General features: G+C 65.8%; 36 protein-coding genes. 28 read left to right on the top strand and 8 right to left on the bottom strand.

What is annotated here, in order from left to right; translation table 11 throughout:
- Positions 1 to 80 precede the first annotated feature (80 nt).
- Together ACVENA_RS00180 and ACVENA_RS00175 are read left to right on the top strand one after the other, a co-directional pair.
- Positions 81 to 386: a conjugal transfer protein TraD gene (locus ACVENA_RS00180; protein WP_039574926.1), complete on the top strand. Its 306-nt coding sequence runs from the start codon at positions 81 to 83 to the stop codon at positions 384 to 386.
- Positions 387 to 408: 22 nt separating this feature from the next.
- Complete coding sequence (locus tag ACVENA_RS00175; RefSeq protein ID WP_039574925.1) at positions 409 to 666, top strand: conjugal transfer protein TraD; 258 nt, start codon at positions 409 to 411, stop codon at positions 664 to 666.
- Positions 667 to 688: 22 nt separating this feature from the next.
- Here the strand turns inward: ACVENA_RS00175 and ACVENA_RS00170 are convergent, their stop codons facing one another.
- The 4 genes from ACVENA_RS00170 to ACVENA_RS00155 form a co-directional block, all read right to left on the bottom strand.
- Positions 689 to 1264, bottom strand: coding sequence for a sigma-70 family RNA polymerase sigma factor (locus ACVENA_RS00170; RefSeq protein ID WP_160292405.1), 576 nt, complete (start codon positions 1262 to 1264; stop codon positions 689 to 691).
- Positions 1264 to 1776: an RNA polymerase sigma factor gene (locus ACVENA_RS00165; protein ID WP_081997317.1), complete on the bottom strand. Its 513-nt coding sequence runs from the start codon at positions 1774 to 1776 to the stop codon at positions 1264 to 1266. Before ACVENA_RS00165 ends, ACVENA_RS00170 begins: the two co-directional genes overlap by 1 nt.
- Entirely contained in the window at positions 1773 to 2273 is a 501-nt protein-coding gene (locus ACVENA_RS00160) for a hypothetical protein (RefSeq protein WP_228383623.1), read from the bottom strand. The genes ACVENA_RS00165 and ACVENA_RS00160 overlap by 4 nt, the downstream gene beginning before the upstream one ends.
- 222 nt (positions 2274 to 2495) lie before the next feature.
- A complete protein-coding gene (locus ACVENA_RS00155) occupies positions 2496 to 3416 on the bottom strand; it encodes a HEPN domain-containing protein (protein WP_449327153.1) in 921 nt (306 codons plus the stop codon).
- Between the two features lie 428 nt (positions 3417 to 3844).
- Here ACVENA_RS00155 and ACVENA_RS00150 point away from each other — a divergent pair, with 428 nt between their 5' ends.
- From ACVENA_RS00150 to ACVENA_RS00130, 5 genes are read left to right on the top strand one after another with little or no spacing between them, the layout of a single operon-like run.
- Positions 3845 to 4075 (top strand): helix-turn-helix transcriptional regulator, encoded by a 231-nt coding sequence (locus ACVENA_RS00150; protein WP_449327152.1) that lies wholly within the window; start codon positions 3845 to 3847, stop codon positions 4073 to 4075.
- On the top strand, positions 4062 to 4250 hold the full coding sequence (locus tag ACVENA_RS00145; protein WP_449327151.1) for a hypothetical protein: 189 nt from the start codon (positions 4062 to 4064) through the stop codon (positions 4248 to 4250). Before ACVENA_RS00150 ends, ACVENA_RS00145 begins: the two co-directional genes overlap by 14 nt.
- 44 nt (positions 4251 to 4294) lie before the next feature.
- Positions 4295 to 4579, top strand: coding sequence for a toxin-antitoxin system TumE family protein (locus ACVENA_RS00140; protein ID WP_449327150.1), 285 nt, complete (start codon positions 4295 to 4297; stop codon positions 4577 to 4579).
- Complete coding sequence (locus tag ACVENA_RS00135; RefSeq protein WP_449327149.1) at positions 4576 to 4917, top strand: HVO_A0114 family putative DNA-binding protein; 342 nt, start codon at positions 4576 to 4578, stop codon at positions 4915 to 4917. The genes ACVENA_RS00140 and ACVENA_RS00135 overlap by 4 nt, the downstream gene beginning before the upstream one ends.
- Before the next feature lie 18 nt (positions 4918 to 4935).
- The gene (locus tag ACVENA_RS00130) at positions 4936 to 6570 is read left to right on the top strand and encodes a recombinase family protein (RefSeq protein ID WP_449327148.1); all 1635 of its coding nucleotides are present in this window, start codon (positions 4936 to 4938) and stop codon (positions 6568 to 6570) included.
- A gap of 28 nt (positions 6571 to 6598) precedes the next feature.
- On the opposite strand, the gene ACVENA_RS00125 is transcribed toward ACVENA_RS00130, so the two are convergent.
- Genes ACVENA_RS00125 through ACVENA_RS00115 form a run of 3 tightly spaced genes read right to left on the bottom strand, consistent with a single transcriptional unit; the run spans position 6599 to position 8881 of the window.
- Complete coding sequence (locus ACVENA_RS00125) at positions 6599 to 7039, bottom strand: GFA family protein (RefSeq protein WP_449327147.1); 441 nt, start codon at positions 7037 to 7039, stop codon at positions 6599 to 6601.
- Positions 7040 to 7069: 30 nt separating this feature from the next.
- Positions 7070 to 7369 carry a DUF1905 domain-containing protein gene (locus ACVENA_RS00120; RefSeq protein WP_449327146.1) on the bottom strand — a complete coding sequence of 100 codons (300 nt, stop codon included), beginning with the start codon at positions 7367 to 7369 and terminating at the stop codon, positions 7070 to 7072.
- A gap of 3 nt (positions 7370 to 7372) precedes the next feature.
- Positions 7373 to 8881: a YifB family Mg chelatase-like AAA ATPase gene (locus tag ACVENA_RS00115; protein WP_449327145.1), complete on the bottom strand. Its 1509-nt coding sequence runs from the start codon at positions 8879 to 8881 to the stop codon at positions 7373 to 7375.
- A 126-nt stretch (positions 8882 to 9007) separates the two neighbouring features.
- Here ACVENA_RS00115 and ACVENA_RS00110 point away from each other — a divergent pair, with 126 nt between their 5' ends.
- From ACVENA_RS00110 to ACVENA_RS00010, 21 genes are all read left to right on the top strand, one after another.
- Complete coding sequence (locus ACVENA_RS00110; RefSeq protein ID WP_449327144.1) at positions 9008 to 9643, top strand: TetR/AcrR family transcriptional regulator; 636 nt, start codon at positions 9008 to 9010, stop codon at positions 9641 to 9643.
- Positions 9644 to 9672: 29 nt separating this feature from the next.
- On the top strand, positions 9673 to 10119 hold the full coding sequence (locus ACVENA_RS00105; RefSeq protein ID WP_449327143.1) for a VOC family protein: 447 nt from the start codon (positions 9673 to 9675) through the stop codon (positions 10117 to 10119).
- Positions 10120 to 10148: 29 nt separating this feature from the next.
- On the top strand, positions 10149 to 10583 hold the full coding sequence (locus tag ACVENA_RS00100; RefSeq protein ID WP_449327142.1) for a VOC family protein: 435 nt from the start codon (positions 10149 to 10151) through the stop codon (positions 10581 to 10583).
- Positions 10584 to 10613: 30 nt separating this feature from the next.
- On the top strand, positions 10614 to 11267 hold the full coding sequence (locus ACVENA_RS00095; protein WP_449327141.1) for a glutathione S-transferase family protein: 654 nt from the start codon (positions 10614 to 10616) through the stop codon (positions 11265 to 11267).
- Between the two features lie 29 nt (positions 11268 to 11296).
- Positions 11297 to 11971 (top strand): glutathione S-transferase family protein, encoded by a 675-nt coding sequence (locus ACVENA_RS00090; RefSeq protein ID WP_257547346.1) that lies wholly within the window; start codon positions 11297 to 11299, stop codon positions 11969 to 11971.
- Positions 11972 to 12002: 31 nt separating this feature from the next.
- The gene (locus ACVENA_RS00085; protein WP_449327140.1) at positions 12003 to 12722 is read left to right on the top strand and encodes a DUF1428 domain-containing protein; all 720 of its coding nucleotides are present in this window, start codon (positions 12003 to 12005) and stop codon (positions 12720 to 12722) included.
- A gap of 152 nt (positions 12723 to 12874) precedes the next feature.
- Positions 12875 to 13600, top strand: a complete 726-nt coding sequence (locus tag ACVENA_RS00080; protein ID WP_449327139.1) for a DUF899 family protein — start codon at positions 12875 to 12877, stop codon at positions 13598 to 13600.
- A complete protein-coding gene (locus ACVENA_RS00075; protein ID WP_449327138.1) occupies positions 13597 to 14394 on the top strand; it encodes a VOC family protein in 798 nt (265 codons plus the stop codon). Before ACVENA_RS00080 ends, ACVENA_RS00075 begins: the two co-directional genes overlap by 4 nt.
- Positions 14395 to 14513: 119 nt before the next feature.
- Positions 14514 to 14936 (top strand): VOC family protein, encoded by a 423-nt coding sequence (locus tag ACVENA_RS00070; protein WP_449327137.1) that lies wholly within the window; start codon positions 14514 to 14516, stop codon positions 14934 to 14936.
- A complete protein-coding gene (locus ACVENA_RS00065) occupies positions 14936 to 15454 on the top strand; it encodes a VOC family protein (RefSeq protein ID WP_449327136.1) in 519 nt (172 codons plus the stop codon). Before ACVENA_RS00070 ends, ACVENA_RS00065 begins: the two co-directional genes overlap by 1 nt.
- Complete coding sequence (locus tag ACVENA_RS00060; RefSeq protein WP_449327135.1) at positions 15438 to 15887, top strand: hypothetical protein; 450 nt, start codon at positions 15438 to 15440, stop codon at positions 15885 to 15887. The genes ACVENA_RS00065 and ACVENA_RS00060 overlap by 17 nt, the downstream gene beginning before the upstream one ends.
- Positions 15863 to 16543 (top strand): glutathione S-transferase family protein, encoded by a 681-nt coding sequence (locus tag ACVENA_RS00055; protein WP_449327134.1) that lies wholly within the window; start codon positions 15863 to 15865, stop codon positions 16541 to 16543. The genes ACVENA_RS00060 and ACVENA_RS00055 overlap by 25 nt, the downstream gene beginning before the upstream one ends.
- A gap of 16 nt (positions 16544 to 16559) precedes the next feature.
- Complete coding sequence (locus ACVENA_RS00050; protein ID WP_449327133.1) at positions 16560 to 17021, top strand: SRPBCC domain-containing protein; 462 nt, start codon at positions 16560 to 16562, stop codon at positions 17019 to 17021.
- Positions 17022 to 17202: 181 nt separating this feature from the next.
- Positions 17203 to 18006: an alpha/beta hydrolase gene (locus tag ACVENA_RS00045; RefSeq protein ID WP_449327132.1), complete on the top strand. Its 804-nt coding sequence runs from the start codon at positions 17203 to 17205 to the stop codon at positions 18004 to 18006.
- Positions 18007 to 18093: 87 nt separating this feature from the next.
- The gene (locus ACVENA_RS00040; protein WP_449327131.1) at positions 18094 to 18405 is read left to right on the top strand and encodes a PGPGW domain-containing protein; all 312 of its coding nucleotides are present in this window, start codon (positions 18094 to 18096) and stop codon (positions 18403 to 18405) included.
- 101 nt (positions 18406 to 18506) lie between these two features.
- Positions 18507 to 18641, top strand: coding sequence for a 50S ribosomal protein L34 (rpmH, locus tag ACVENA_RS00035; RefSeq protein ID WP_054586364.1), 135 nt, complete (start codon positions 18507 to 18509; stop codon positions 18639 to 18641).
- A 41-nt stretch (positions 18642 to 18682) separates the two neighbouring features.
- Complete coding sequence (gene rnpA, locus ACVENA_RS00030) at positions 18683 to 19021, top strand: ribonuclease P protein component (protein WP_449327130.1); 339 nt, start codon at positions 18683 to 18685, stop codon at positions 19019 to 19021.
- 111 nt (positions 19022 to 19132) lie between these two features.
- The gene (yidD, locus tag ACVENA_RS00025) at positions 19133 to 19345 is read left to right on the top strand and encodes a membrane protein insertion efficiency factor YidD (RefSeq protein WP_449327129.1); all 213 of its coding nucleotides are present in this window, start codon (positions 19133 to 19135) and stop codon (positions 19343 to 19345) included.
- 44 nt (positions 19346 to 19389) lie between these two features.
- Entirely contained in the window at positions 19390 to 21129 is a 1740-nt protein-coding gene (gene yidC, locus ACVENA_RS00020; protein ID WP_449327128.1) for a membrane protein insertase YidC, read from the top strand.
- 115 nt (positions 21130 to 21244) lie between these two features.
- Entirely contained in the window at positions 21245 to 21892 is a 648-nt protein-coding gene (gene yihA, locus ACVENA_RS00015; RefSeq protein WP_449327127.1) for a ribosome biogenesis GTP-binding protein YihA/YsxC, read from the top strand.
- A 192-nt stretch (positions 21893 to 22084) separates the two neighbouring features.
- Entirely contained in the window at positions 22085 to 22756 is a 672-nt protein-coding gene (locus ACVENA_RS00010) for a glutathione S-transferase family protein (RefSeq protein ID WP_449327126.1), read from the top strand.
- A gap of 98 nt (positions 22757 to 22854) precedes the next feature.
- Here ACVENA_RS00010 and dnaA read toward each other — a convergent pair whose 3' ends face one another.
- A complete protein-coding gene (gene dnaA, locus ACVENA_RS00005) occupies positions 22855 to 24237 on the bottom strand; it encodes a chromosomal replication initiator protein DnaA (protein WP_449327125.1) in 1383 nt (460 codons plus the stop codon).

The following is a 24237-nucleotide window of genomic DNA, read 5'->3' as shown; positions in this document are numbered from 1 at the left end:
AGACTGTCCCGGCGACTCTACTGCGCTGGTGTCACGCTTCTTCTATCATGGTGGCATCGTCACTCAATGGAGACTTTGCGATGCGTAAACCCCGCGATATCGATTCGGAACTCGCCGCGCTCGAAGCCAAGGCGAAGACCCTCAAGGAACGCCGCGTTCGTCAACTCGGTGAACTCGTCATTGCGACGGGCGCCGATGCGCTCGACGCCGACATCCTCGCCGGCGCATTGCTCGGCGCGGTTGCGATGAAAGACGCAGGCGCGAAGGAGGGCTGGCGCAAGGCGGGCGCCGCATTCTTTCGCAGCAAGGAACGCAAGTCTGCGCCGCGATCTGAACGCCAGCCGGACGGCACTCTACCGCTCGACGGCGGCGCGGCATCGCATTGAAGCACGAAAGGCTCGGACCGACATGCGCGAATGGGTCGTGAAACGCCGCGAGCGAACGCGCCAACTGATCGAGTTGGGCGGCCTCGTCACGAAAGCGGGACTTGTCGATCTCACCGACGATGATCGCGCGATGCTCTATGGCGCGTTCCTATGGATGGCCGACAAGCTGCGAAGCGAACGGGGAGATCATGCCGCCGCGCTGTGGAAGCGTCGCGGCAAGCGCGCGTTCGAGGCGGACGCCTTGCCCGACAATAATTCGATTGCCATGGGCGCGCCATGAGGCGGGATATGTCGGCGCCGCTTCAAGCGTATCGCGCGGCGAACGCCTTGCGGCATCGGGCCAGCGCGCGCGATATATGGTGCTCGACGGCTTTGTCGGTGATGCCGAGTTGCTGTGCGATCTCGCGGTAAGTCTGCTGCCGCAGCCGACTCATCAGGAAGATGCGCCGCGTCCTCGGCGGCATCGCCAGTAGCGTCGGCCGAAAGACGCGCCGGATGTCGATTTCTTCGATCCGTCGCAACTGATCGGGAGGAACCGGCGCATCGCATTCTTCATCGAATGGATAGAAGACGGCGCCAGCCCGTTTCTGCCCGCGTGCCCGGTTGATCAGCAAGTTGCGCGCGATCCGGATCAGATAGGCCTGGGGATGATCGACCCTGTCCAGCGCGCCGCTGCGCAGGAACAGCGTGAAGGCGTCTTGCGCCAGGTCGGCGGCGTCGTCGCGTCCAGCCTTTCGCCTGAAATAGCCGAGCATCCGTGCGTGTTCGGCTCGATAGAAGGCATCGAATGCAACGGCAGGCGAACGGGGCGACGTGGCAGCCGAACGGGCCTCGCGTTTGCTTGTGTCGGCGTCACCGCAGCCGACATGCGTGGTCATCACCATTGTACGGCGACCGCGGCGCGGCAAAGCGTCAACGCCCGCATCATGTGGTACTCGACGGTCGCGGCGCTAATGCCGACCCGCTCCGCGATCTCCTTGTAGGTCAGGCGGTGGATGCGGTGCATCACGAAGACGCGCCGCGTTTTGGGCGGCATGGCGCGCACCGCCTGCCGATAGAGGCGCAGCAGGTCGATTGCCTCGATCCGCCATGTCTGCTCGGCGCGCGAAACCGCGTCACGGTCTTCCTCGAACGGGAAGAAGATCGGTCGATCCTGCTTCTTCCTCCGACGGGCACGATCGATCAGCATGTTGCGCGCGATCCGGTTGAGATAGGCGCCCGGCTGGTTGAGCACCGGCAGCTTTCCGCTGTGGTGGAACCGGGCGAAGGCCTCCTGCGCAAAGTCGCGCGCATCATCGGGGCCGACCCGCCGCGTCAGCCTGCGCAGCAGGCGCGGATATTCGGCACGGTAGACATCCTCGAATGTCGCGATCTCCGGGCGGGCGGTCATTCCCGCGCTCCCTTGCGCTCGCGCGCATTCAGCGGCGCATCGCGCGAGGCGCGATAGAGACAAATGCCCGCCTCGATGCGGTCGAGGATGAAGGTGTCGCGCTCCGCCCTGGCGACGCGGATGTCGGCCTTGGAGTAAAGTTCAAGGCCGACCGCGCAGCGGTTGCCAAGCTCGCTGTCGATGACATCGCGGGCGCGGGTCCAGCATTCCGCTTCCTTGAACAGCGGATGATTGACGACGATCCAGAACTCGTAATCGGAGAAATTGATCGTCTCGTCGTCTTCATACCAATTCTTCCGGGCATAGGGTCCGATCAAGATGATGCGGCGAATCTCGCCCGGCTCGGGTGCCTGCACAGCATCGGGATCGAAGCAGGCGCGCAATATGCGCGCGATACGCTCGACCTCCTGCTGCTTGCGGCGGATGAGATGGTCAACGCGCGCCATCACGACTTCGCGCGCGTAAACGTCGTTCGCTTTCGATTTCGGGGTATTCATTTGCAGCTCGCACACCGGCGGTCCGCGCGTCGAGGCGCGAATGTGCAAGCAGTGTCCGCTGTCTGGTGCCGCAACTGCGGCTTACAGCAACTGCCCGACCGTGATGGCCGAACCTACATGATGCCTGGCAGGGTTATCCCGGGGATGGCCGCCAGTCTTTCCATCCCGTGCAGCGGATCATGCCAGAATCTCGGAGTCCCGGCAAGCCGAGCGGAGATGCGCCTATTCGCGCGCGGCCTTTTCGAGTTCGGCGATACATTCCGAACAGACCTGATGGACGACGCGGCCGAGTTCCTCGACGCGTTCGCCGAGCCACGTTAACTCTTCCTCGCTGATCCGGTAGTGTTTTGAATACCTTGCCTTCGTATACGCTTCTTTGAGCTTCTGGAACATCGCACGCTCGCGACGATTGGTCTCAGGCCAGATGCCATACAGTCGACGGTCGAGCCCTTCGGCCAGCGCACGCAGGAATGCGATGTTGTGGTTATACGGCGTGTAGAAGGTCAGCGTCAGCAATAGGCAGACGTATAGTCGCTCCGTTGCCTGATGCATCGAGAACGCAGCTTCTTTTAGGCGCCCCTTGCCGACATAAAATTCTGCACCGTCTTTGAAGGCGGCGGCGCTCGGATAATATTCCTCGAAATATTCCTTCGCTGTTCCCGCCGCCTGTTCAGACGTCTTGGGCTTGGGCGTCGCCAGTTCGCGGTCATCCGCTTCATACAGCGCAATGCCATCCTTGGCGACTTCCATGAAAAAGACCCGGCCATGCGCGAGTCCGTCGTTCACTTCGTGAAGCGAATGGACGATGAAATTGACCGGTGTCCGCAGCGTCTTCTCGATCGTATAGGCGCGAATGAGCCGTTCCTCGGCCTTCGCCCAATAGGCGGCGCGGTCGGTCAGCTCCTTCTGGCTGACGATGACGAGAATGTCGTAGTCGGATTTATACTGGTTCGCTGACAGCGGCGCATCAACCCAATCGCCGCGCGCGTGGCTGCCGAACAGGATGATCTTCAAAATGCGGGCGGCCTTGCGGCGCCCGGTCGCGTTTTCGGTGTTCTGGCCGAACTCGTCGAACAATATCTCGACGACGCGCTCAAGCTCGCGCTGCTTCGCGGCAGGAAGAAAATCGACGTCGGTGCGCATCGCCGGAATCTTCAGCCAATCTCCGGTCCTTGGCAAGACTTATCGGCACCACGCTGTAGATGTGTGCCCGGATCGGCACGACAATGCCTTCCCCATTGCATGGATCGGACAGGGTGACGCAGACTGGCGCACGGCGGGCGGACCACCGAGTCGGAGGTCTGCGAAGACATGCGAACAGATACCGCAAAGCGATCGTCCATCCGCGCCGCCTACAAGAGCCAGCGCTATCCTGCGCTAAGCTTTCCTTTTCCTGCCTCTTCGCGCCGCGAGCCGCCGTTCATGCGCTATTGTGAGCTATCGCCTGTCTTTGCATCCTATGCTTCGATTGCGCCGGATTGCCTCGAAGAGGCACTTGCAAATCGGGTTTCGATCAAGAAAGCTGCTTCGCAGGGAGCATCGTCAACCGCCAGAAGTTGGAGATAGCCCCCGTGTCCGCTCCCGAACGAATTGTCCGTCTCAAGACCGTCCTCGCCCGTACGGGCCTTTCGCGCTCAACCGTCTACCGCAAGATCACCGAAGGCACTTTCCCGCGTCAGGTGAAGATCAGCGTCCACGGCGCCGGTTGGCATGAATCCGCGATCGACCGCTGGGTCGCCAATCCCGCCGCCTATCGTGCGGACAATGACGACGACGCGGGGACGAGCCATGCACGAGGATGATGCGCGGCCCGAACGGGGCATCGTCCCGGCCAACGACAATGCGCCCGTACTGCGTGCGGCGGATGCCGATGCCGCGCTGACGCGGATCGCCGAGGCGATCGGTCGCCATATCGCGCGCGAGCATATTCGTGCGCTTCGCGCCGCGAATGACAATGATCCCATCGACAAAGGGTGATGGAGTCATTGACAATGAGGCCGATCGTTGGTAGAAAATCCAACATGAAGGCGGAGCCGCTTCTTCACGAACGCCACCAACTCAGCGCCGAGGCATTCGTGGAATTGCGGATATGGCGCGTACCCCGGCGGGTGCCGGGGTCGGACCATGATCTCAAATATGCCCTCGCTTATGTCGTCGGCGGCATCTGTGTGCTGCGCTACGACAACGAGGCCGGCAAAGGCGACCATCGCCACGTCGGCAAGAGCGAGACACCCTATGCCTTCAACACTCCGGCGGCTCTGCTGGCGGACTTCTGGAAGGATGTCGATCAATGGAAACCCGAATGAACATCGTGACCCTCTCCGTCGCTTCGCGCGAAGCGGTCGATGCCCGCGCGCTGGCGGCGTTCGATGGGAAGGCGCAGGGTGCGCATTATTCTTTCGGGTCGACCGACCTGCTCTGGCAGACGCTGACGCGCAAGCGCTGGGAACTGCTCCAGGCGATGACGGGGCAAGGCGTAATGTCGATCCGCGAAGCCGCGCGGCGCGTCGGGCGCGACGTCAAGGCGGTGCATGGTGATGTCCAGGCGCTGCTCGCGGCCGGGGTGATCGACCGTGCCGAGCGCGGCATCGTCTTTCCTTATGATGCGGTCCATGTCGATTTCATGCTGACCAAAGCCGCGTGACAGAAAGGGGAAAACGTCATGATCCGCGCCGCGCTCTATGCCCGCTATTCGTCCGACCAGCAGAATGCTGCGTCGATCGCCGACCAGCAGCGCCTCTGCCGCGAGCACGCCGCGCGCGAGGGCTGGCACATTGAGGCGACCTATGAGGACGCCGCCATCTCCGGATCGAGCATGATCCTGCGCCTCGGTGTCCAGCGGCTGCTGGCCGATGCGCAGGCCGGCAAGTTCGATATCGTGGTGGCGGAAGCCCTCGACCGCGTGTCGCGGGATCAGGCTGATGTCGCGACGCTCTACAAGCATTTGCAGTTCGCGCGCGTCCCACTGGTGACGCTGGCCGAAGGTGAAATCTCCGAACTGCATGTCGGGCTCAAGGGCACGATGAATGCCCTGTTCCTGAAAGACCTTGCCAAGAAGACGCATCGCGGCCTGCGCGGCCGGGTCGAGAAGGGCTTCTCCGCTGGGGCGGTCGGCTATGGCTATCGGATGGTCCGGCGCCTGAATAGCGAAGGCGAGTTGGTCCGCGGTGAGCGCGAGATCGATCCGGCGCAGGCGCTGATCGTCGAGCGCATCTTTCGCGAGTTTGCCGCCGGGAAAAGTCCGATCGCCATCGCCCGCGATCTCAACGCCGAAGGCATCGCCGGGCCTTCGGGAAAGCCATGGCGTGACACGAGTATCCGGGGCACCCCGCGCCGGGGGCTCGGTATCCTCAATAACGAACTCTACGTCGGCGTTCGCGTCTGGAACCACAAGCACTACGTAAAAGATCCGAACACCGGCAAGGACGTCACGCGGCTCAACCCCGAATCCGAATGGGTACGCAAGGCCGTGCCCGACCTGCGGATCGTCAGCGACGAACTATGGGACGCAGCCAAGCGCCAGCAGGAAGCACTCGCCGCGCGGAACAAGGGCATGAAGGAAGCGGCCCAGGCGCGAAGCGTCAACGGGCTGCGGCGTCCGGTCTATCTCCTGTCGGGCCTGCTCGAATGCGGTGAGTGCGGCGGCACCTATGCCATCGTCGTCGGCGACCGCTACGGCTGCGTCGGCCATCATCGCAGCCGTACCTGCTCCAACAGTCGGACGATCCGGCGCGAGGAACTGGAGCGCCGGGCGCTTGCTGGTATCGCCGACCGGCTGGTGTCGGCCGACAAGATCGACGCCGCCGTTGCCGCCTATGCGAACCATATCAACCGCGAGAACCGTGAGCGTCGCATCCAGGCCGATGCCGACACGCGCGCGCTGGCGAAGATCGACAAGGCCGTTGCGGGAATCATGGCCGCGATCGAGGACGGGCTTTATCAGCCGAGCATGAAGGCGCGCATGGCTGAACTCGAATGCGAGAAAGCGGAGATCACCGCGCGGCTCGCCGAAGCACCTGCCGGTATTCCCGATATCCATCCCGGCATTGCCGAAATTTACAAGCGCAAGGTCGCACGGCTCACGGAAACGCTCAAAGACCCGGAGACGCGGCTTGATGCGTCAGCCGACATCCGCTCACTCGTCGGCAAGATCGTGCTGCATTCTGGTGAGAAACGCGGTGAGGTTCATGCGACGCTCCACGGCTCACTGATGGGCATTCTCGACTTCGTGAATGACAACGCGCAACCGGGCGCCGACCGAGTTATAACAAAGGTGTGCCCGGGTTCGCGGGAATGACGAAAGGGCGGGGGCACATGCCCGGGGCTCACGAACGCGCCCGCTCCACCAACGGCGACCCGAAGCCCTCGACATATTGCGGCGCGTCGTCGGTGATGCAGACCCACGGCGCCTTCGACCCGACGAAGATATGCGCGGCATAGCCCCGGAATCCCGGATCGTCGTCGAGCAGGCCCGCGGGCACGAAATAGATTTTCTCTTCGGGGTCGGTATGCGGCGTGGGACTTCCGCACGTCTCGCAGAAGCTCGACGTCCAGCCATCGCTTCCCGGCACCACGAAGCGGGCAATATTCGCCTCGCCGCCCAGCCAGCGGAAGCTCTGCGCCGACATATAGAAAACGGCATTACCGTCGGTCCCCGACACCTTCCGGCATTTCGAGCAATGGCATTGCCCGGCCGGACCGATCTTGCCCTCGATCGCGAACGAGACCGCCCCGCAAAGGCACGATCCCCTGATTGGTTCCGGCATTCAACCTCTCCCTGCCTGTCTTTGGCGCCTTTACGGTCGGCCGACTTTCAGCGCGACCTCCACCCGGTCGCCGATCCCGATCCGCTCGGCCTTCTGGACTGCGGCCTTGACCGGCACCAGATAGCCGCCGTCACGCGGAAAGAGCGATGTCGCAAAGCGCGTTTCGCCGATCTCTGCGACAACCGGAACGACGCCCCAGCCATAGCTTAGCGACAGCCCCGCATAGCGGATCGCGCCGAGATGCGCGTCGGGAACCGCGACGAACAGAAAGGGCGCCGGGCCCCGCCATTCGAAGATCACCCCATCGAACAGGATCGCTTCGTCGTCCATCGCTCAGTTCCGCGGCGCCTGCCGCCGATAGCTCAGCGCCTCGGCGATATGGATGCGGCCGACAGCTTCCGCCCCCGCAAGGTCGGCGATGGTGCGCGCGACGCGGAGCATCCGCGTATAGCCGCGCGCCGACAACCGCATCGCCGCGGCCGCCTGCGCGAGCAATTGCCGCCCCGGCTCGTCGGGGGTCGCGACCGCCTCCATCAGTTCGCCGTCGATCTCGGCATTGGTGCGCGCCTTGTGCCCCACATAGCGTTCGGTCTGGACCCGGCGCGCCGCCGCGACGCGCGCCGCGACCTCGGCGCTGCCCTCGGCGGGCGGCGGCAGGACGAGGTCGGCGGCGCTCACCGCCTCGACCTCGACATGCAGGTCGATGCGGTCGAGCAAAGGCCCCGACAATTTCGCCTGATAGTCGGCGGCGCAGCGCGGGGCGCGGCTGCACGCGAGCGCCGGGTCACCGAGATGGCCGCAGCGGCACGGGTTCATCGCCGCGACGAGCTGCACCCGCGCCGGAAAGGTGACATGCGCATTGGCGCGCGCAACGCTGACCTCGCCGGTCTCGAGCGGCTGGCGCAGGCTGTCGAGCACTCCGCGCTGGAATTCGGGAAGCTCGTCGAGAAACAGCACGCCAAGATGCGCGAGGCTGACCTCACCAGGCCGGACGCGCAGCCCGCCGCCGACGAGCGCGGGCATCGACGCCGAATGATGCGGCGCCCGAAACGGCCGCGCACGGACGAGCCGCCCGCCCTCGAGCCCGCCGGCGACCGAGGCGATCATCGACACCTCCAGCGCTTCGGCGGGAGTCAGGTCGGGCAATATGCCCGGCATACACGCCGCCATCAGCGACTTGCCCGACCCTGGCGGCCCCGACATCAGCAGATTATGCGCGCCCGCCGCGGCGATTTCGAGCGCGCGCTTGGCGGTCTCCTGCCCCTTCACCTGCGCGAGATCCGCCGTGCGCATCGGCGCCTCGACCTCGCCCGGCTGCGGCGGCGGCAGGATCGCCTGCCCCTTGAAATGGCCGAGCAGCGCCAGCAGGTCGGGCGCGCCGATCACCTCGACATGCCCTGCCCACGCCGCTTCGGAGCCTTGCGCCGCTGGGCAGATCAGCCCGCGCTGGACGCTCCCCGCGTGGATCGCGGCAAGCAGCACGCCGGGCGACGGCGCGACGCGCCCGTCGAGGCCGAGTTCGCCGACGACCACGTAGGAAGCGAGCGTCTCGGCATCGATCACCCCCATCGCGCCGAGCAAAGCGAGCGCGATCGGCAGGTCGTAATGCGAGCCTTCCTTGGGCAGGTCGGCGGGCGACAGGTTGACCGTGATCACCTTGGGCGGCAGCGCGAGCCCGATCGCGGCGATCGCGGCGCGCACCCGCTCGCGGCTTTCGCCGACTGCCTTGTCGGGCAGACCGACGACGACGAAGCGCGGCAGGCCGGGCGTGATCTGGCACTGCACCTCGACCCCGCGCGCTTCGATGCCGAGATAGGCGGCGGTTGAAACGATCGCGACCATGATCCCCCTTTGTTCTTTTATGCTTTTAAACCGAGGCGCATGAAGGTCGAGTCCTTTTAGCACCGTCTTGGTTTCGTCATCGCAGATGATTTGACAACATACCAACCAGTCGGTATGTGGATTCGCATGACCGCGACTCACTCCTCCTCCAACCCTCCCGCCCGCACCCCGCGTGGCAGCGCCCGCGCGCGGCTGATCGCCGCGGCGCATCAGGAGGTGCGGCGGCAGGGCTATGCCGCGACCACGGTCGATCAGATCTGCACCGCCGCCGGGGTCACCAAGGGCGCCTTCTTCCATCATTTCGAATCGAAGGAAGCGCTCGCGGTCGCCGCCGCCGAGGCGTGGACTGAACGCGCACGGCCGATGTTCGACATGCTGCCGCATACGAAACTCGAGGATCCGCTCGACCGCCTGCTCGGCCATATCGATTTCCGCTTTTCGCTGCTCCACGGCCCGGTCGACGGCTTCACCTGCTTCATCGGCACGATGGTGCAGGACGCCTATGCGACGAGCGAGCCGATCCGCCTCGCCTGCGAGGCGAGCATCGCCGCCTATTGCGAAGCGCTGGCACCCGATATCGAGGCGGCGATGGACGCCTATGGCGCCCCCGACGGCATGACCGCGCTCGATCTCGCGCGCCATATCCAGTCGGTGCTGCAAGGCGGCTTCGTTCTGGCGAAAACGACGAACGATCCGGCGATTGCCCGGGAAAGCGTCGCCCACCTGACACGTTATGTCCGCATGATCTTCGGGCGGACCTGACCAAGCCGACAAGCGAGAGGAGTCCCCCCATGACTGCGTCCGACACCCCCAGGATGATCTTCGTGAATCTGCCGGTCGCGAATCTTGCCCGCTCGATGGCCTTTTACGAAGCGATCGGCTTCACCAACGAACCGCGCTTCACCGACGACACCGCCGCCGCGATGGTCTGGTCGGAGACGATCTTCGTGATGATCCTGACCCACGACAAGTGGAAGAGCTTCACCGACCGCCCGATCGCCGACCGCGGGTCGAGCGAGGTGTCGCTCGCGCTGGCGCTCGGCAGCAAGGAGGCGGTCGATGCGATGGCCGAGGCCGCCGCGGCCGCCGGCGGCACCGCCGACATCAACCCGGTGCAGGATCATGGCTTCATGTACGGCCGCGACATCCTCGACCCCGACGGTCATGTCTGGGGCCCGTTCTGGATGGACCCCGCGGTCGCCAGTGGCGAGGCGCCGGCTCCCGAGGCCGCCGCCTGACAACAGCATATATCCCCAGGAGAGAAACGATGCCCCAGATGATTTTCGTGAACCTGCCCGTCACCGACCTCGAAAAGTCGAAAGCCTTTTACGAGGCGGTCGGCGCGGTCAACAATCCCGCCTTCACCGACGATACCGCCGCCTGCATGGTCGTCGCCGAAGGGTCGATCCACGTCATGCTGCTGACGCACGCCAAATGGGCGACCTTCACCTCGAAGACGATCCCCGACGCGCATAAGACCGCGCAGGTGCTGCTCTGCGTCTCGGCCGACAGCCGCGACGCGGTCGACGGACAGGTCGACAAGGCGGTCGCCGCCGGCGGCAAGGCCGACCCGACCCCGACGCAGGATTATGGCTTCATGTACGGCCGCAGCTTCGAGGACCCCGACGGCCATATCTGGGAAGTGATGTGGATGGACCCGGCAGCGATCCCGGCCGGCGAGCCCGCAGAAGCCGCCGCCTGACGATCCCGCCGGGGAAGAGGAGGAAGCGCCGTGCCTGAAATCACCGCCTATCGATCGGTTCCCGACTTTGCCTACGGCCGCATCAAGGACATCCGTGTCCGCTGGGCGCTCGACGAAATCGGAAGGCCTTACAGCACGCGGCTGATCGGCGGCATTTTCGAGGACAAGGCGCCCGCCTATCTCGCCGATCAGCCGTTCGGACAGGTTCCGGTCTACAAGGAGGATGACCTGATCCTGTTCGAAACGGGGTCGATCCTGATCCACATCGGCGAAGCCCACGCGCGCCTGTTGCCGCGCGATGCGAAGGGGCGCGGACGCGCGATCAGCTGGATGATCGCGGCGCTCAACAGCGTCGAACCGATGATCCAGACCCTCGTCGTGCTGACCGTCAAGGGACAGGGCACCGACTGGCTCGCCGGCGCGATCGAAGCGGCGAAACCCTTTGCCGAGCAGCGGCTGGCGCGCTTGTCACAGGCGCTCGGGGACCGCGACTGGCTGGAAGCTGATTTTTCGATCGGCGACATCGTCATGGTCGACGTGCTGCGCAACGCAAACCCGGAGTTGCTGGCCCCGCACCCCAATCTGACCGCCTATGTCGCGCGCGGCACGTCGCGCCCGGCCTTTCAAAGCGCGATGGCGGCGCATCTCGCCGACTGCGCGGTCGGCGAACCGCTGCCTGCCTGACCCCCAAACTCAAGCGAGGAAATAGAGCCATGCCCGTGAACCCCGACAGCCGCCTCGAAATCACCGCTTTCGACTGGGTGCCCGACTTCGCGCGCGGCTTCGTCCGCGATCTCCGCCCGCGCTGGGCGTGCGAGGAGATCGGACTCGACTATGCCGAGCATCTGATCAGCGCGATCAACCGCCCCGCCGATCATTTCCTGTTCCAGCCGTGGGGTCAGGTGCCGGTGCTCGACGACGGCGGCGTCCGCCTGTTCGAAAGCGGCGCGATCCTGCTTCATCTCGCCGAAAAGGACGCGCGGCTGCTGCCCCGCGACGGTCAGGCGCGCGCCAACACCCTCGCCTGGCTCTTCGCCGCCTATAACAGCGTCGAGCCGATGCTGTTCGAACTCGGCAATGTCGACCTGTTCGCGAAAGACGAGGAATGGGCGAAACTCCGCCGCCCGAGCCTGATCGAGTTCATTCAGGGCCGGCTCGGCCGCCTGAACGACGCCATCGGCGACAAATCCTATCTGGCGGGCGACTTCACCGTCGCCGACATCGCAATGGCGACCGTGCTCCGCGAAGCCGTCGAGGCCGGCCTGGTCGCCGAGCAGCCACGGCTGCAGGGCTATTTGGACCGCTGCCTCGCTCGCTCCGCCTTCCAGCGCGCGCTCGCCGCGCAGCTTGCCGCCTTCAGCGAAGAAGCGGGACCGCCCGCCGCCTGATCCCGAACTCCAGCCCCCGAGGAGAGACAAGATGACCTATGTGGAAGGATTCGTGCTCGCGGTACCGACCGCCAACAAGGAAGCTTATCGCAAGCACGCCGCCGACGCGGCCCCGCTGTTCAAGGAATATGGCGCGGCCCGGATGGTCGAGACCTGGGGCGACGACGTCCCCGACGGCAAGGTCAACGACTTCAAGAGCGCGGTGCAGGCGAAGCCCGACGAAACCGTCGTCTTCAGCTGGTTCGAATATCCCGACCGCGCCACCCGCAACGCCGCGAACGAAAAGATGATGAGCGATCCGCGCATGGAGGCGATGGGCGCGAACATGCCCTTCGACGGAATGCGGATGATCTTCGCCGGTTTCGATTCGATGATCGACGATCGGGCAGCGGGCACGATGGGCTATGTCGACGGCTATCTCGTCCCCGTCCCCGACGGCAACAAGGACGCCTATCGCGCGATGGCCGCCAAGGCCTCCGAAGTCTTCCGCGACCATGGCGCGACGCGCGTCGTCGAGGCGTGGGGCGACGATGTGCCCGACGGCAAGGTGACCGATTACCACCGCGCCGCGCACCGGCAGGACGGCGAGACGGTCGTCTTCAGCTGGGTCGAATGGCCCGACAAGGACACGCGCATGGCCGGCTGGGACAAGGTGATGAAGGACGAGCGGATGCAGCATGATCCGAACGACCAGACCTTCGACGGCAAGCGCATGATCTACGGCGGCTTCGCGCCGATCGTCGAGGCGTAAGCCCTTTCCTCCCTGTGGCGAAGCCATGGGGAGGTGGCAGCCCGCAAGGGCTGACGGAGGGGCACTGGCGCGACGTCGCGGCCCCTCCACCACCGCTTCGCGGCGGTCCCCCTCCCCACCGTTGCGCGGCAGGGAGGATCTGGAGAGAGATTATGAACCATATCGCCTATCCCAACGAAAGCGCCGCCTATCGCGCCGCGCGCAACGCGCTTCTGGACGAGGAGATCGCGCTCCGCCGTCGGATCGAGGCGGTCGCCGCGCAGCGCCGCGCCTTGCCGCCCGGCGGCGAGATCGCCGAGGATTATGTCTTCGAACGCATCGGCACGCACCAGCGGCCCGAGACGGTGACGCTATCCGAACTGTTCGGCGAAAGGCCGAGTATCATCCTTTACAGCTTCATGTTCGGCCCCGACCGCGATGTCCCCTGCCCCGGCTGCACGCACATGCTCGATTCGGTCGACGGCGGCGCGCGCTATATCGACGACCGCGCGCCGCTCTATATCGTCGCCAAATCGCCGATCGCGCGGCTCGTCGAATGGGCGCGGCTGCGCGGCTGGCATCACCTGAGCTTCCTGTCGGACGTCACCACCCGCTATTCGGCCGATTATTTCGGCGACACGCGCAAATTTCCGCCCGCGATGCGCGCCGACCGCAATCTGAACGACGGCGAGGAGTGGGACGAGACGATCTTCAACGTCTTCCGCAAGGACGGCGATACCGTCCGCCATCACTGGGGCAGCGAGATGGCGTTCGCACCGTCGGACCCCGGCCAGCACCACCGCGCCGGCGACCTCGTCGATTCGCTGTGGGGCCTGCTCGACATGACCCCCGAGGGCCGCGGGGATTATTTCCCGACCGTGGAAGGAACCAAGCCATGACCGACGCCGCCAACTTCATCTGGTACGAACTGATGACCCCCGACCCGGCGGGCGCCGCGCGCTTCTATGGCGCCGTCGTCGGCTGGACGATCGCCGCGACACGCGACCCCGCCGCGGGCGACGTCGACTATCGCATGATCGGCCGCAGCGACGGCGGCAATGCCGGCGGCATCCTCGCGCTGAATGCCGACATGCTCGCCGGCGGCGCGCGGCCGGCGTGGCTCGGCTATATCCACACCCCCGACGTCGATGCCGCGATCGCCGCGATCAAGGCCGACGGCGGCGCGGTGCATATGCCCGCGACCGACCTGCCCGTCGGGCGCATCGCGATGGTGTCCGACCCGCAGAGCGCCGCCTTCTACATCATGGACCCGGTGCCGCCCCCGGGCATGGAGGGCATGGAGAGCGACGTCTTCTCGGTCGACCAGCCGCAGCGCGTCCGCTGGAACGAGCTGTCGACGAGCGATCCCGACGCCGCCATCGCCTTCTACACCCGGCATTTCGGCTGGGGGCAGGACGGCGCGATGGATATGGGCGACATGGGCGCCTACCGCTTCCTGCAGCGCGGCGACGTGGGCATCGGCGCGGTGATGCCGCTGATGCCCGGCATGCCTGCCGCTATGTGGAGCTTCTACATCGGCGTCGACGACATCGACCGCGCCCATGCCGCGGTGACCGCGAACGGCGGCCGCATCCTGACCGAACCGATGGAGATCCCCGGCGGGGAATATGCGATGAACGGCGTCGATCCCCAAGGCGCCGCCTTCGGCCTGGTGGGACCGCGGAAGAGCTGAACGATAAACACTCGCCCCCATTCGAGATCCCGGCGAAGGCCGGGATCTCGACGGATCGGTCAAGAAGCGCGGGCGAGACCCCGGCCTTCGCCGGGGTGACGAACTGAAAGGAGAGAGACATGCCGAACCAACCCGACCAGCGCCCGAGCTCGGGCCTGACCCCGCATATCGCCATCCCCGACAAGCGCGGCACCGAGGCGATCGATTTCTATCGCAAGGCGTTCGGCGCGACCGAGCGGATGCGCGTCCCCGCCGACGACGGGGTGCGGCTGATGCACGCGCACCTCACCGTCAACGGCGCATCGCTGATGATGCACGACGATTTCCCCGAATATACAGGGCACGCGATGGCGGCACCGACCGGCATGACCCTGCACCTCAGCGTCGATGACACCGACGCCTGGTACGAACGCGCGCTCGCGGCGGGAGCCGCGTCGACGCTCGAACCGCACGATGCTTTCTGGGGGGACCGCTATGCCCAGGTGAAAGATCCGTTCGGCCATCTCTGGTCGATCGGCGGGCCCGTCAAAGGAGAGAAATAATGTCGAACCAACCCCTAAATCAACCCACGGGCCAGGCCGTGACCCTCTGCCTCTGGTACGACAAGGATGCCGAGGAAGCCGCCAATTTCTATGCCGCGACCTTTCCGGGCAGCCGGGTCGGCAGCGTCCACCGCGCGCCGGGCGATTTTCCCGGCGGCAAGCAAGGCGATGCGCTGACGGTCGATTTCACCGTCCTCGGCATTCCCTGCGTCGGCCTCAACGGCGGTCCGGTCTTTCCGCAGAGCGAGGCCTTTTCCTTTCAGGTCCACACCGACACGCAGGAAGAGACCGACCGTTACTGGAACGCGATCGTCGGTAACGGCGGGCAGGAAAGCGCCTGCGGCTGGTGCAAGGACAAATGGGGCCTCAACTGGCAGATCACCCCACGCGCCCTGACCGACGCGACGATGGGCGGCGACCCCGCGGTCGCGAAGCGCGCCTTCGACGCGATGATGACGATGAAAAAGATCGACATCGCCGCAATCGAGGCCGCGGTCCGGGGTGAGGCCGTTGGCTAATCGCCCGCTCTTCGCCTGGGCGCTCTGCGGCACGCTCGACATCGTCTATGCCTCGGTGTGGAGCGTGCTTGCGGGCGGCACCGTCGGCGGAATGCTGCGCGGCGTCGCCAAGGGACCGTTCGGCGACGGCACCGCCGACTGGGGCCTCGGCGGCGCGCTCGCGGGGCTTGCGACGCATTATGCGATCATGGGTGCGATGGTCGCTTTCTGGTTCGCCGCCGCCCGCCGCGCGCCGGTGCTCCGCGAACCATGGTGGCTCACCGGCACGCTCTATGGCGTCATCCTCTATCTGGTGATGAACGCACTCGTGCTGCCGCTCCGCTTCGGCGCACCCTTCCCGCCCGCCGAACTCGTCAAGGGCGCGGTCGCGCTCTTTCCCCACATTTTCTTCATCGGCCTGCCGCTGGCATGGCTGACACGAAAGGCCGTCTGATGCCGATCCTCTATGGTCACCCCTTTTCGAGCTACACCTGGAAGGCGCTGATCGCGCTCTACGAAAAGGACATCGCCTTCGACTATCGCATCCTCGAGGCCGAATGGCCGCAGCATGGCGAGGAACTGAAATCGCACTGGCCGATCGGCAAATTCCCGCTGCTCGTCGGCGACGACGGCCGCGCCTGGTTCGAGGCATCGATCATCATCGAATATCTCGACCGGCTGACGCCCGAACCGCGGCTGATCCCGCAGGATTTCGAAGCGGCGATGCAGGTCCGCCTGCTCGACCGCGTCTTCGACAATCATGTCATGACCCCGATGCAGGAAGTGGTGAACGACGCGCTGCGCGGCCCTGAAAATCACCTGCCGATGATCGTCGATCAGGCGAAAGCGCGGCTGGAGACCATCTATGGCTGGCTCGACAAGGAACTGGCGGCGGGCGGCTGGGCGGCGCCGGGCGGCTTCAGCCTCGCCGATTGCGCCGCAGCGCCGTCGCTCTTCTACGCCGACTGGGTCCATCCGATCGCCGGAACCCACGCGAATTTGCGCGCCTATCGCGCCCGCCTGCTCGCGCATCCATCGGTCGCGCGCTGCGTCGAGGACGCCCGCCCCTATCGCGCCTATTTCCCGCTCGGCGCCCCCGACCGCGACTGACGTCAGGAGAAGAGACATGAGCGAACCCCGTGAACTCTCGGTATCGACCTTCATCGCCGCGCCGCCGGACAAGGTCTGGCAGGCGATGACCGACCGCATGGCCGAATGGTGGTGCCCGAAACCCTGGACCGTCACGCTCGACGCGATCGACCTCCGCACCGGCGGTCGCTGCGCGATGACGATGCACGGGCCGGAGGGCGAGACGATGCCGAGCGACGGGATATTCCTCGAAGTCGTGCCGGGCCGACGCTTCGTCACCACCGACGCGGTCGTCCGCGACGAAAGCGGCCGCCTCGCCCCCGCCGGCCCCTTCATGATCGGTGGCTGGGAAATCGAACCCGAAGCGGGCGGCACCCGCTTCACCGGCTGGGCGCGCCACTGGACCGACGAGGCGGTGAAAAGCCACGAGGAGATGGGCTTCACCCCCGGCTGGGGCGCGGTCGCCGAGCAGTTGAAGGCGCTGTGCGAGGTTGATTGAACGCCCCTCCGTCATCCCGGCGAAGGCCGGGATCTCATCGGAGCGTTATTCCGATAGGGCGAGATCCCGGCCTTCGCCGGGATGACGAGGATATTACAAACGCCGTCCCATATCGCGGTTAACGCCGCACTGACGCTGCCGCTTCGTCCTTTGGAAACCGCGCGCGCGCGAAGGCGGGCCCATGGTTTCGCCGGCCGCTCTCGTCCGCACCCTCCTTATCGCCGCTTTCGCGGCGCTGCTGGCGTTCGTCCCGGCCAGCGCCCAGCAGATCGTGACCGTCACCACGACGGTGACGTGGACCCATGACACGGGCGATGACAGCGCTGACGCGGACGATGGCGACGTCATCGACGAAAGCGCCGCGCTGCTCGCCGATGAAGAGCTTGCTGACGGGAGGCTCGCCGAAGACGCCGACCTCGGCGCGACGCGCCGCTATGCGCCCTCGGCCACTCTCGCGACGCTCGGCCAGGCGAAGGCGCGCTTCGGCCCCTTCGCGGTCATCGACGGAACGACGGTTCGGATGGCGGGCGACGTCACCTCGGCAACGCCGCGCCAGTTCGCGGCGATGCTCGCGGCCTTTCCGGGCCTCAAGCGGCTCGAGATGATCGACTGCCCCGGCAGCCTCGACGAGGAAGCGAATCTGATCCTCGCCCGCGCGATCCGCCGCGCCGGCCTCGAAACCATCGTCCCGAGCGGCGGTTCGGTGCGGTCGGGCGCGGTCGAGCTCTGGCTGGCCGGCGCCGTCCGCCGCGCCGCGGCCGACGCCGAATTCGGCGTCCATAGCTGGGCCGACGAAACCGGCCGCGAAGCCAACGACTATCCCGCCGACGATCCGGTCCACGCCGAATATCTGAGCTATTATCGCGAAATGGGCATGGACGACGCCAAGGCGCGCGCCTTTTACGCGCTCACCAACGCGACGCCGTTCGACGATGTCCGGTATCTGACCCGCGCCGACATGGCGCGCTTCGTGACGCTGAACTGAGTTCACTACAGCGCAACATCTCCGCCCGCGCGAAGGCGGCGTGTTTTACCCTTGCAACTCACCTCGCCCGCTCCCACATCGCCCTGCATGGCGAAGCGCAGCCTCTACCAGCGATTGCGATCGAACGCGCAGGTCCGCACGCTTCTGTTCTGCCTCGGCGTGCTGCTGATGATCGCCGGCGTCATTATCGGCCCGCTCCCCGGCCCGGGCTTCATCATCCTCTTTCCGGTCGGGTTGATGCTGGCCTTGCAGAACAACGCCTGGGCGAAACGCCGCTACGTCCGCTTCAAATGGCGCCATCCGCGCTACGGCGACTGGACCGACCGGGTGATGCGCCGCGTCAGCGCCGCGCGCCGCCGCGCCCGCGACCGGATCGAGGATATCCTCGATGATGATTGACTTTGTCCCGAATCCCGCTTATCCGCGCCCCCGACAGTGGCCGCCCACGTTTGGCGGCCCTTTTCTGTTGCAGCATTTGACGAGATCTAGGGAAAACCGCGATGAAGCGCACCTATCAACCGAGCCGCCTCGTGCGCAAGCGCCGTCACGGCTTCCGCGCCCGCAAGGCGACCGTCGGCGGCCGCAAGGTTCTGGCCAACCGTCGCGCGCAGGGCCGCAAGAAGCTGTCGGCCTAAGCGCCGACGCTTCGCCGCCGAGCCTGGAAGGATCTGGGCTGGTGCGAACGCTTTACAAACGCAGCGAATTTCTGGCCGCGAACCGCGGCCTTCGCTTTCCCATGCCCGGCTTCGTCCTCCTCGTCCGCCCGCGCGGCGACGATGACGCTGCGCCGGGCATCGGCTTTACCGTCAGCAAAAAAGTCGGCAACGCCATCACCCGCAACCGGATGAAGCGGCGGTTTCGCGAACTGGCGCGCGCTGCGCTGCCCGAATCGGGAATCGCCGGTGCCGACCATGTGCTGATCGGCCGGCCGGGCGGGAACGCCATCGCCTTTGCCGAACTGGCCGGCCATCTCGAATCGGCGCTGAAGCGCGCGGCGAAGAAGCTCGCGAAATGACCGGCTGTCCTACATTGCTTCGCTGGCATAAGATTTCGGCATGAGCCTATTTCTGCCCGTGTCGAACATGCGCATTGCGAGTGAAGTTGCGCAGTTTTCCGAGCCTTTCGCATGATCGCCCGCCTGCTCATCCTGATCGCGCGCGGTTGGCAGCTCGGCCCGTCGCGCATCCTGCCGCCGACGTGCCGCTATGCGCCGTCGTGCAGCGAATATGCGATCATTGCGCTGAAACGCCATGGTGCGATCAAGGGTGGCTGGCTGGCGACAAAGCGGCTATTGCGCTGCCACCCTTGGGGGGGCCATGGTTCCGACCCGGTGCCGTAAGGCGTCCTTTCCCGACATTTTGAGACGAAGAGAGACCAAGCAGCGTGGATGACAAGCGTAACTGGATCACGGCAATCCTGCTGTCGGCGGCTATCCTGCTCGGCTGGAACTTCGTCTCGCAGAAATTCTTGCCCACCCCGCCGAAACCCGATGTGACGAAGACCGTCGCGGGCGCGAACGGGGCGGCGAACCCGGCGGCGCCCGCGCAGCCCGGCACCCCGGCGGCACCCGGCGCCATCGCTCCGGCCGCCCCGGCAGTCGTGCCGCTCGAAACCGCGCTCGCCGCAGGCAATCGCGTCGCGATCGAAACCCCGGCGCTGTCGGGCTCGATCAACCTTGTCGGCGCCCGCATCGACGACATCACGCTCACCAAATATCGCCAGACGATCAAGAAGGATTCGCCCCCCGTCCGGCTCTTCGCCCCCGGCAACACCAAGGCCGCTTATTATGCGAGCGTCGGCTGGGCCGCGCAGCAGGGCGTCGAGGTTCCGGGCCCCGCAACCGTGTGGACCGCGAGCGGCGCCAAGCTCACCCCGGCAACCCCGGTGACGCTGAGCTGGGCGAACGGCACCGGCCAGAGCTTTCGCATCGATTACAGCATCGATGCCGATTATCTGATCACCGCGAAGCAGACGATCGCCAACACCGGCACGGCATCGGTCAACGCCAGCAGCTTCGCGCTGATCGACCGCCTCGGCAAGCCGACCGACCCGCACGAGCAGAGCAGCTGGACGAACCACATCGGCCCGACCGGCTACCTCGACGGCAAGTCGGTGTTCGACGTCGACTACAAGCATCTCGATAAGGGCGAGGCGTTCAAATATGGCGCGGCGGGCTGGCTCGGCTTCACCGACAAATATTGGCTCGCCGCCGTCATCCCGGCGCAGGACGAGCGCGTCACCGCGTCGATCACCGCGCCCGCGGCGGACACGTACCAGACGCTCTTCGCGCGCCCCTTCGCGACGGTTGCTCCCGGCAAGCAGGTCACGACGACCAGCCGCATCTTCGCCGGCGCGAAGGAGGTCAGCACCCTGTCGGCCTATCAGGACGCGGGCATCCCGCGCCTGTCGAACGCGATCGACTGGGGCTGGTTCGAATTCTTCGAAAAGCCGATCTTCAAGCTGCTCGACTGGCTGTTCCAGCAGGTCGGCAATTTCGGCGTCGCGATCATGCTGCTGACGGTGATCATCCGCGCGCTGATGTTCCCCGTCGCGCAGCGCCAGTTCCATTCGATGGCGCAGATGCGCCTCGTCCAGCCCAAGATGAAGGCGCTGCAGGAACGCTACAAGGACGACAAGCCACGCCAACAGCAGGAGCTCATGAAGCTCTACAAGGATGAGAAGATCAATCCGCTCGCGGGCTGCCTGCCGATCGTCCTGCAGATTCCGATCTTCTATGCGCTCTACAAGGTGCTGATGCTGACGATCGAAATGCGCCACCAGCCCTTCGCGCTGTGGATCCGGGATCTGTCGGCGCCCGATCCGGCGCATTTCCTCAACCTGTTCGGCCTCCTGAACTTCACGCCGCCGTCGCTGCTCGCCCTCGGGCCGCTCGCGCTGATCCTCGGCGTCACCATGTTCCTGCAGTTCCGCCTCAATCCGCAGGCGACCGACCCGGTGCAGCAGCAGGTGTTCAAGATCATGCCGTGGCTGTTCATGTTCATCATGGCGCCCTTCGCGGCGGGCCTGCTGCTCTACTGGATCACCAACAACTGCCTGTCGATCGCGCAGCAGCAGTTCATGTACCGCAAGTTCCCGCAGCTTCGGGCGGCGCCGGTCAAGTGACGGAAACCTGCGCCAACCATCTGTGTTCCCCCGCGAAGGCGGGGGTCCAGAGCGGCAGGACGCCGGCGCTGGCGCAACCTTTCTCTGGGTCCCCGCCTGCGCGGGGACACATGCCATGACCGGCGGCGAAACCGACCCCACGCTCCCCGAACGCGCGCGCAAGCTGTTCGCGGGCCCGATCGCCTTCCTGAAATCGGCGCCCGCGCTCCAGCATCTGCCCGCGCCTTCGGTGCCCGAGATTGCCTTTGCGGGCCGTTCGAACGTCGGCAAATCGTCGCTGCTCAACGCGCTGACGAACCGGAACGGCCTCGCGCGTACCTCGGTCACGCCGGGGCGGACGCAGGAACTCAACTATTTCGACGTCGGCGCGCCCCTGGCGTTCCGGCTCGTCGACATGCCCGGCTATGGCTTCGCCAAGGCGCCGAAGGATGTCGTCAAGAAATGGCGATTTCTGGTGAACGATTACCTCCGCGGCCGGCAGGTGCTCAAGCGCACGCTGGTGCTGATCGACAGCCGCCACGGCATCAAGGACGTCGACCGCGAGGTGCTCGAAATGCTCGACACCGCGGCGGTCAGCTATCGCCTCGTGCTCACCAAGGCCGACAAGATCAAGGCGACCGACCTCGCCGCTGTCCACGCCGCGACCGAAGCCGAAGCCCGCAAGCACCCCGCCGCGCATCCCGAGGTGATCGCGACGAGCAGCGAAAAGGGCCTGGGCATCGCCGAGCTGCGCACTGCGGTGCTGGAGGCGGTGGAAAGTTAGGACTGGTTTATCCTCTCCCCTTGCGGGAGAGGATAATGCAGGTTGCGGACTTGTCCGCTACCGAAACTTGGTGAGGGGTAGCGGGGCCGCGCGAGCCGAAAGCTCGCATCACCCCCTCCCAGCTTCGACTAGCCAGCAAGCTGGCAAGTCTACGCAACCCTCCCCCGTTCAGGGGGAGGGAGGAGAATTTAGATGAAACTGTTCATCGGCAACAAGGCCTATTCGAGCTGGAGCCTGCGCGGCTGGCTCGCGGCGCGGCACAGCGGGCTGCCCTTCGAGGAAGTCGCCGTCCCGCTTTATGACGAGGATTGGTCGAACCGCCGCGAGGGCGACGAGTTCGCGCCGTCGGGCGGCAAGGTGCCGATCCTGTGGGACGGTGCCGACACCGTCGTCTGGGACAGCCTGGCGATCATCGACTATCTGAACGAAAAGACTGGCGGCACCCGCGGCTATTGGCCCGAAGATATGGCCGCGCGGGCGATGGCGCGGTCGATGGCGGCCGAAATGCATTCGAGCTTCGCGGCGCTTCGCCGCAGTTGCAGCATGAACATCCGCCGCATCTATCCCGCCGCCGAACTCGCGCCCGACGTCCAGGCCGACGTCATCCGCATCATGCAGATCTGGGCCGAGGCGCGCGCGCGTTTCGGCGGCGAGGGCGATTATCTGTTCGGCGACTGGTCGGCCGCCGATATGATGTTCGCGCCCGTCGTCACCCGCTTCATCACTTACTCGATCCCGCTCCCCCGCTTCGCCATTCCCTATTGCCAGGCGGTGATCAGCCACCCGCACATGCAGGAATGGATCGGCGGCGCGCAGGCCGAGGATTGGGTGATCGAGGCGTTCGAGGGCCCGGCCGAGGGCTGAGACGAACGACGGCGGTCGACCGGTTGCGAACCTTCCACGTCTCGTCACCCTAAAGCAAACGTCAGCGGCGGGGATGATCCTGGGGATAAAGCTGTGGATCAGCCGTTAAGGCTGCGCCGGATCGCCGCGATCTCGGCATCGAGTTCGCTGTCGTGGACGCGGAGCGCCTCGACCGTGCGCACCGCGTGGATCACCGTCGAATGATCGCGCCCGCCGAAGCGGCGGCCGATCTCGGGATAGGAGCGCGGCGTCAGTTCCTTCGCCAGATACATGGCGACCTGACGCGGGCGCGCGATCGCGCGGACGCGGCGCTTCGACGCCATTTCGGCCTTGTCGAGCCGGTAATGTGCGCAGACCGCGCGCTGAATCTCGTCGATCGTGATCCGCGGGCGCGCGCTGCGGACATTTTCCGCAAGCCGGTCCTCGGCCAGCGCCAGGTCGATCACCGTCCCGGTCAGCGCGGCATAGGCGAGCAGCTTGTTGAGCGCGCCTTCGAGCTCGCGGATGTTGCGGGTGAAATGCTTGACCAGATAAGCGACAACCGGGTCGGGCACCTCGACCATCGGCATCGCGGCGAGCCGCTGGCGGATGATCCGTTCGCGAAGGTCATCCTCGGGCGCCTCGATATCGGCGACGAGACCGCCCGACAGCCGCGACAGCAGGCGCGCCTCGACCCCGTCGAGCATCGCGGGCGGACGGTCGGCGGTGACGACGAGGCGCCTGCCCGCGGTCATCAGATCGTCGATCGTGTGGAGCAGTTCCTCCTGGGTCGAATTCTTGCCGATCACGAACTGCAGATCGTCGAGCAGCAGCAGGTCGGCGGCGCGCAGCCGCGCCTTGAACGCCATCATGTCGCCGCCGCGCATCGCGCCGACGAATTCGAGCATGAACTTCTCGGCCGACATCAGGATGATCGTCGCGGTCGGATGCGCCGCGGCATAATCCTGCGCGATCGCCTGGAGCAGATGCGTCTTGCCCTGGCCGGTGCCCGAGCAGAGATAGAGCGGATTGAACTGCGGCGTCTCGACCATCGCCATGCGGCGCGCGGCGTTGGCGGCGAGGATGTTCGAGCGCGCGACGACGAAACGATCGAACGACAGGCGCGGATCGAAGCCGAGCAATGCAGGGTTGGCGGCGACGGGCTGCGGCGGCTCGAACGCCGGCAGCGGCTGGGTCGCCAGCGTCTCGGCGCGGGCGGCCGCGGCGGCTCCGCCGCGCACGGTCACGCCGCGCACGGCGGGCAGATGCTGGCGCCATGCGAGTTCGAGCCGGTCGCCGAAGCGTTCGTTGATCCAGTTCGCCGAAAAGCGGCTCTGCGTCTCGAGCGTCACGACGCCCGACAGGGTGCAATAATCGGCAAAGCGGACAGGCTTCAGCCAATGGTCGAAGGTACGCGCGCCGAGATCGCGGCGCAGGCCTTCGGCGACGCGCGGCCAGAGCGTAGCGGCTTCTCCGCTCACTGCTCCGTTCCTTGCGTCCAT

This window comes from Sphingopyxis sp. 550A, from assembly GCF_053569535.1.
Note: the sequence above shows the minus strand (reverse complement) of the source record. Positions and strands in the feature narration are given on the sequence as shown.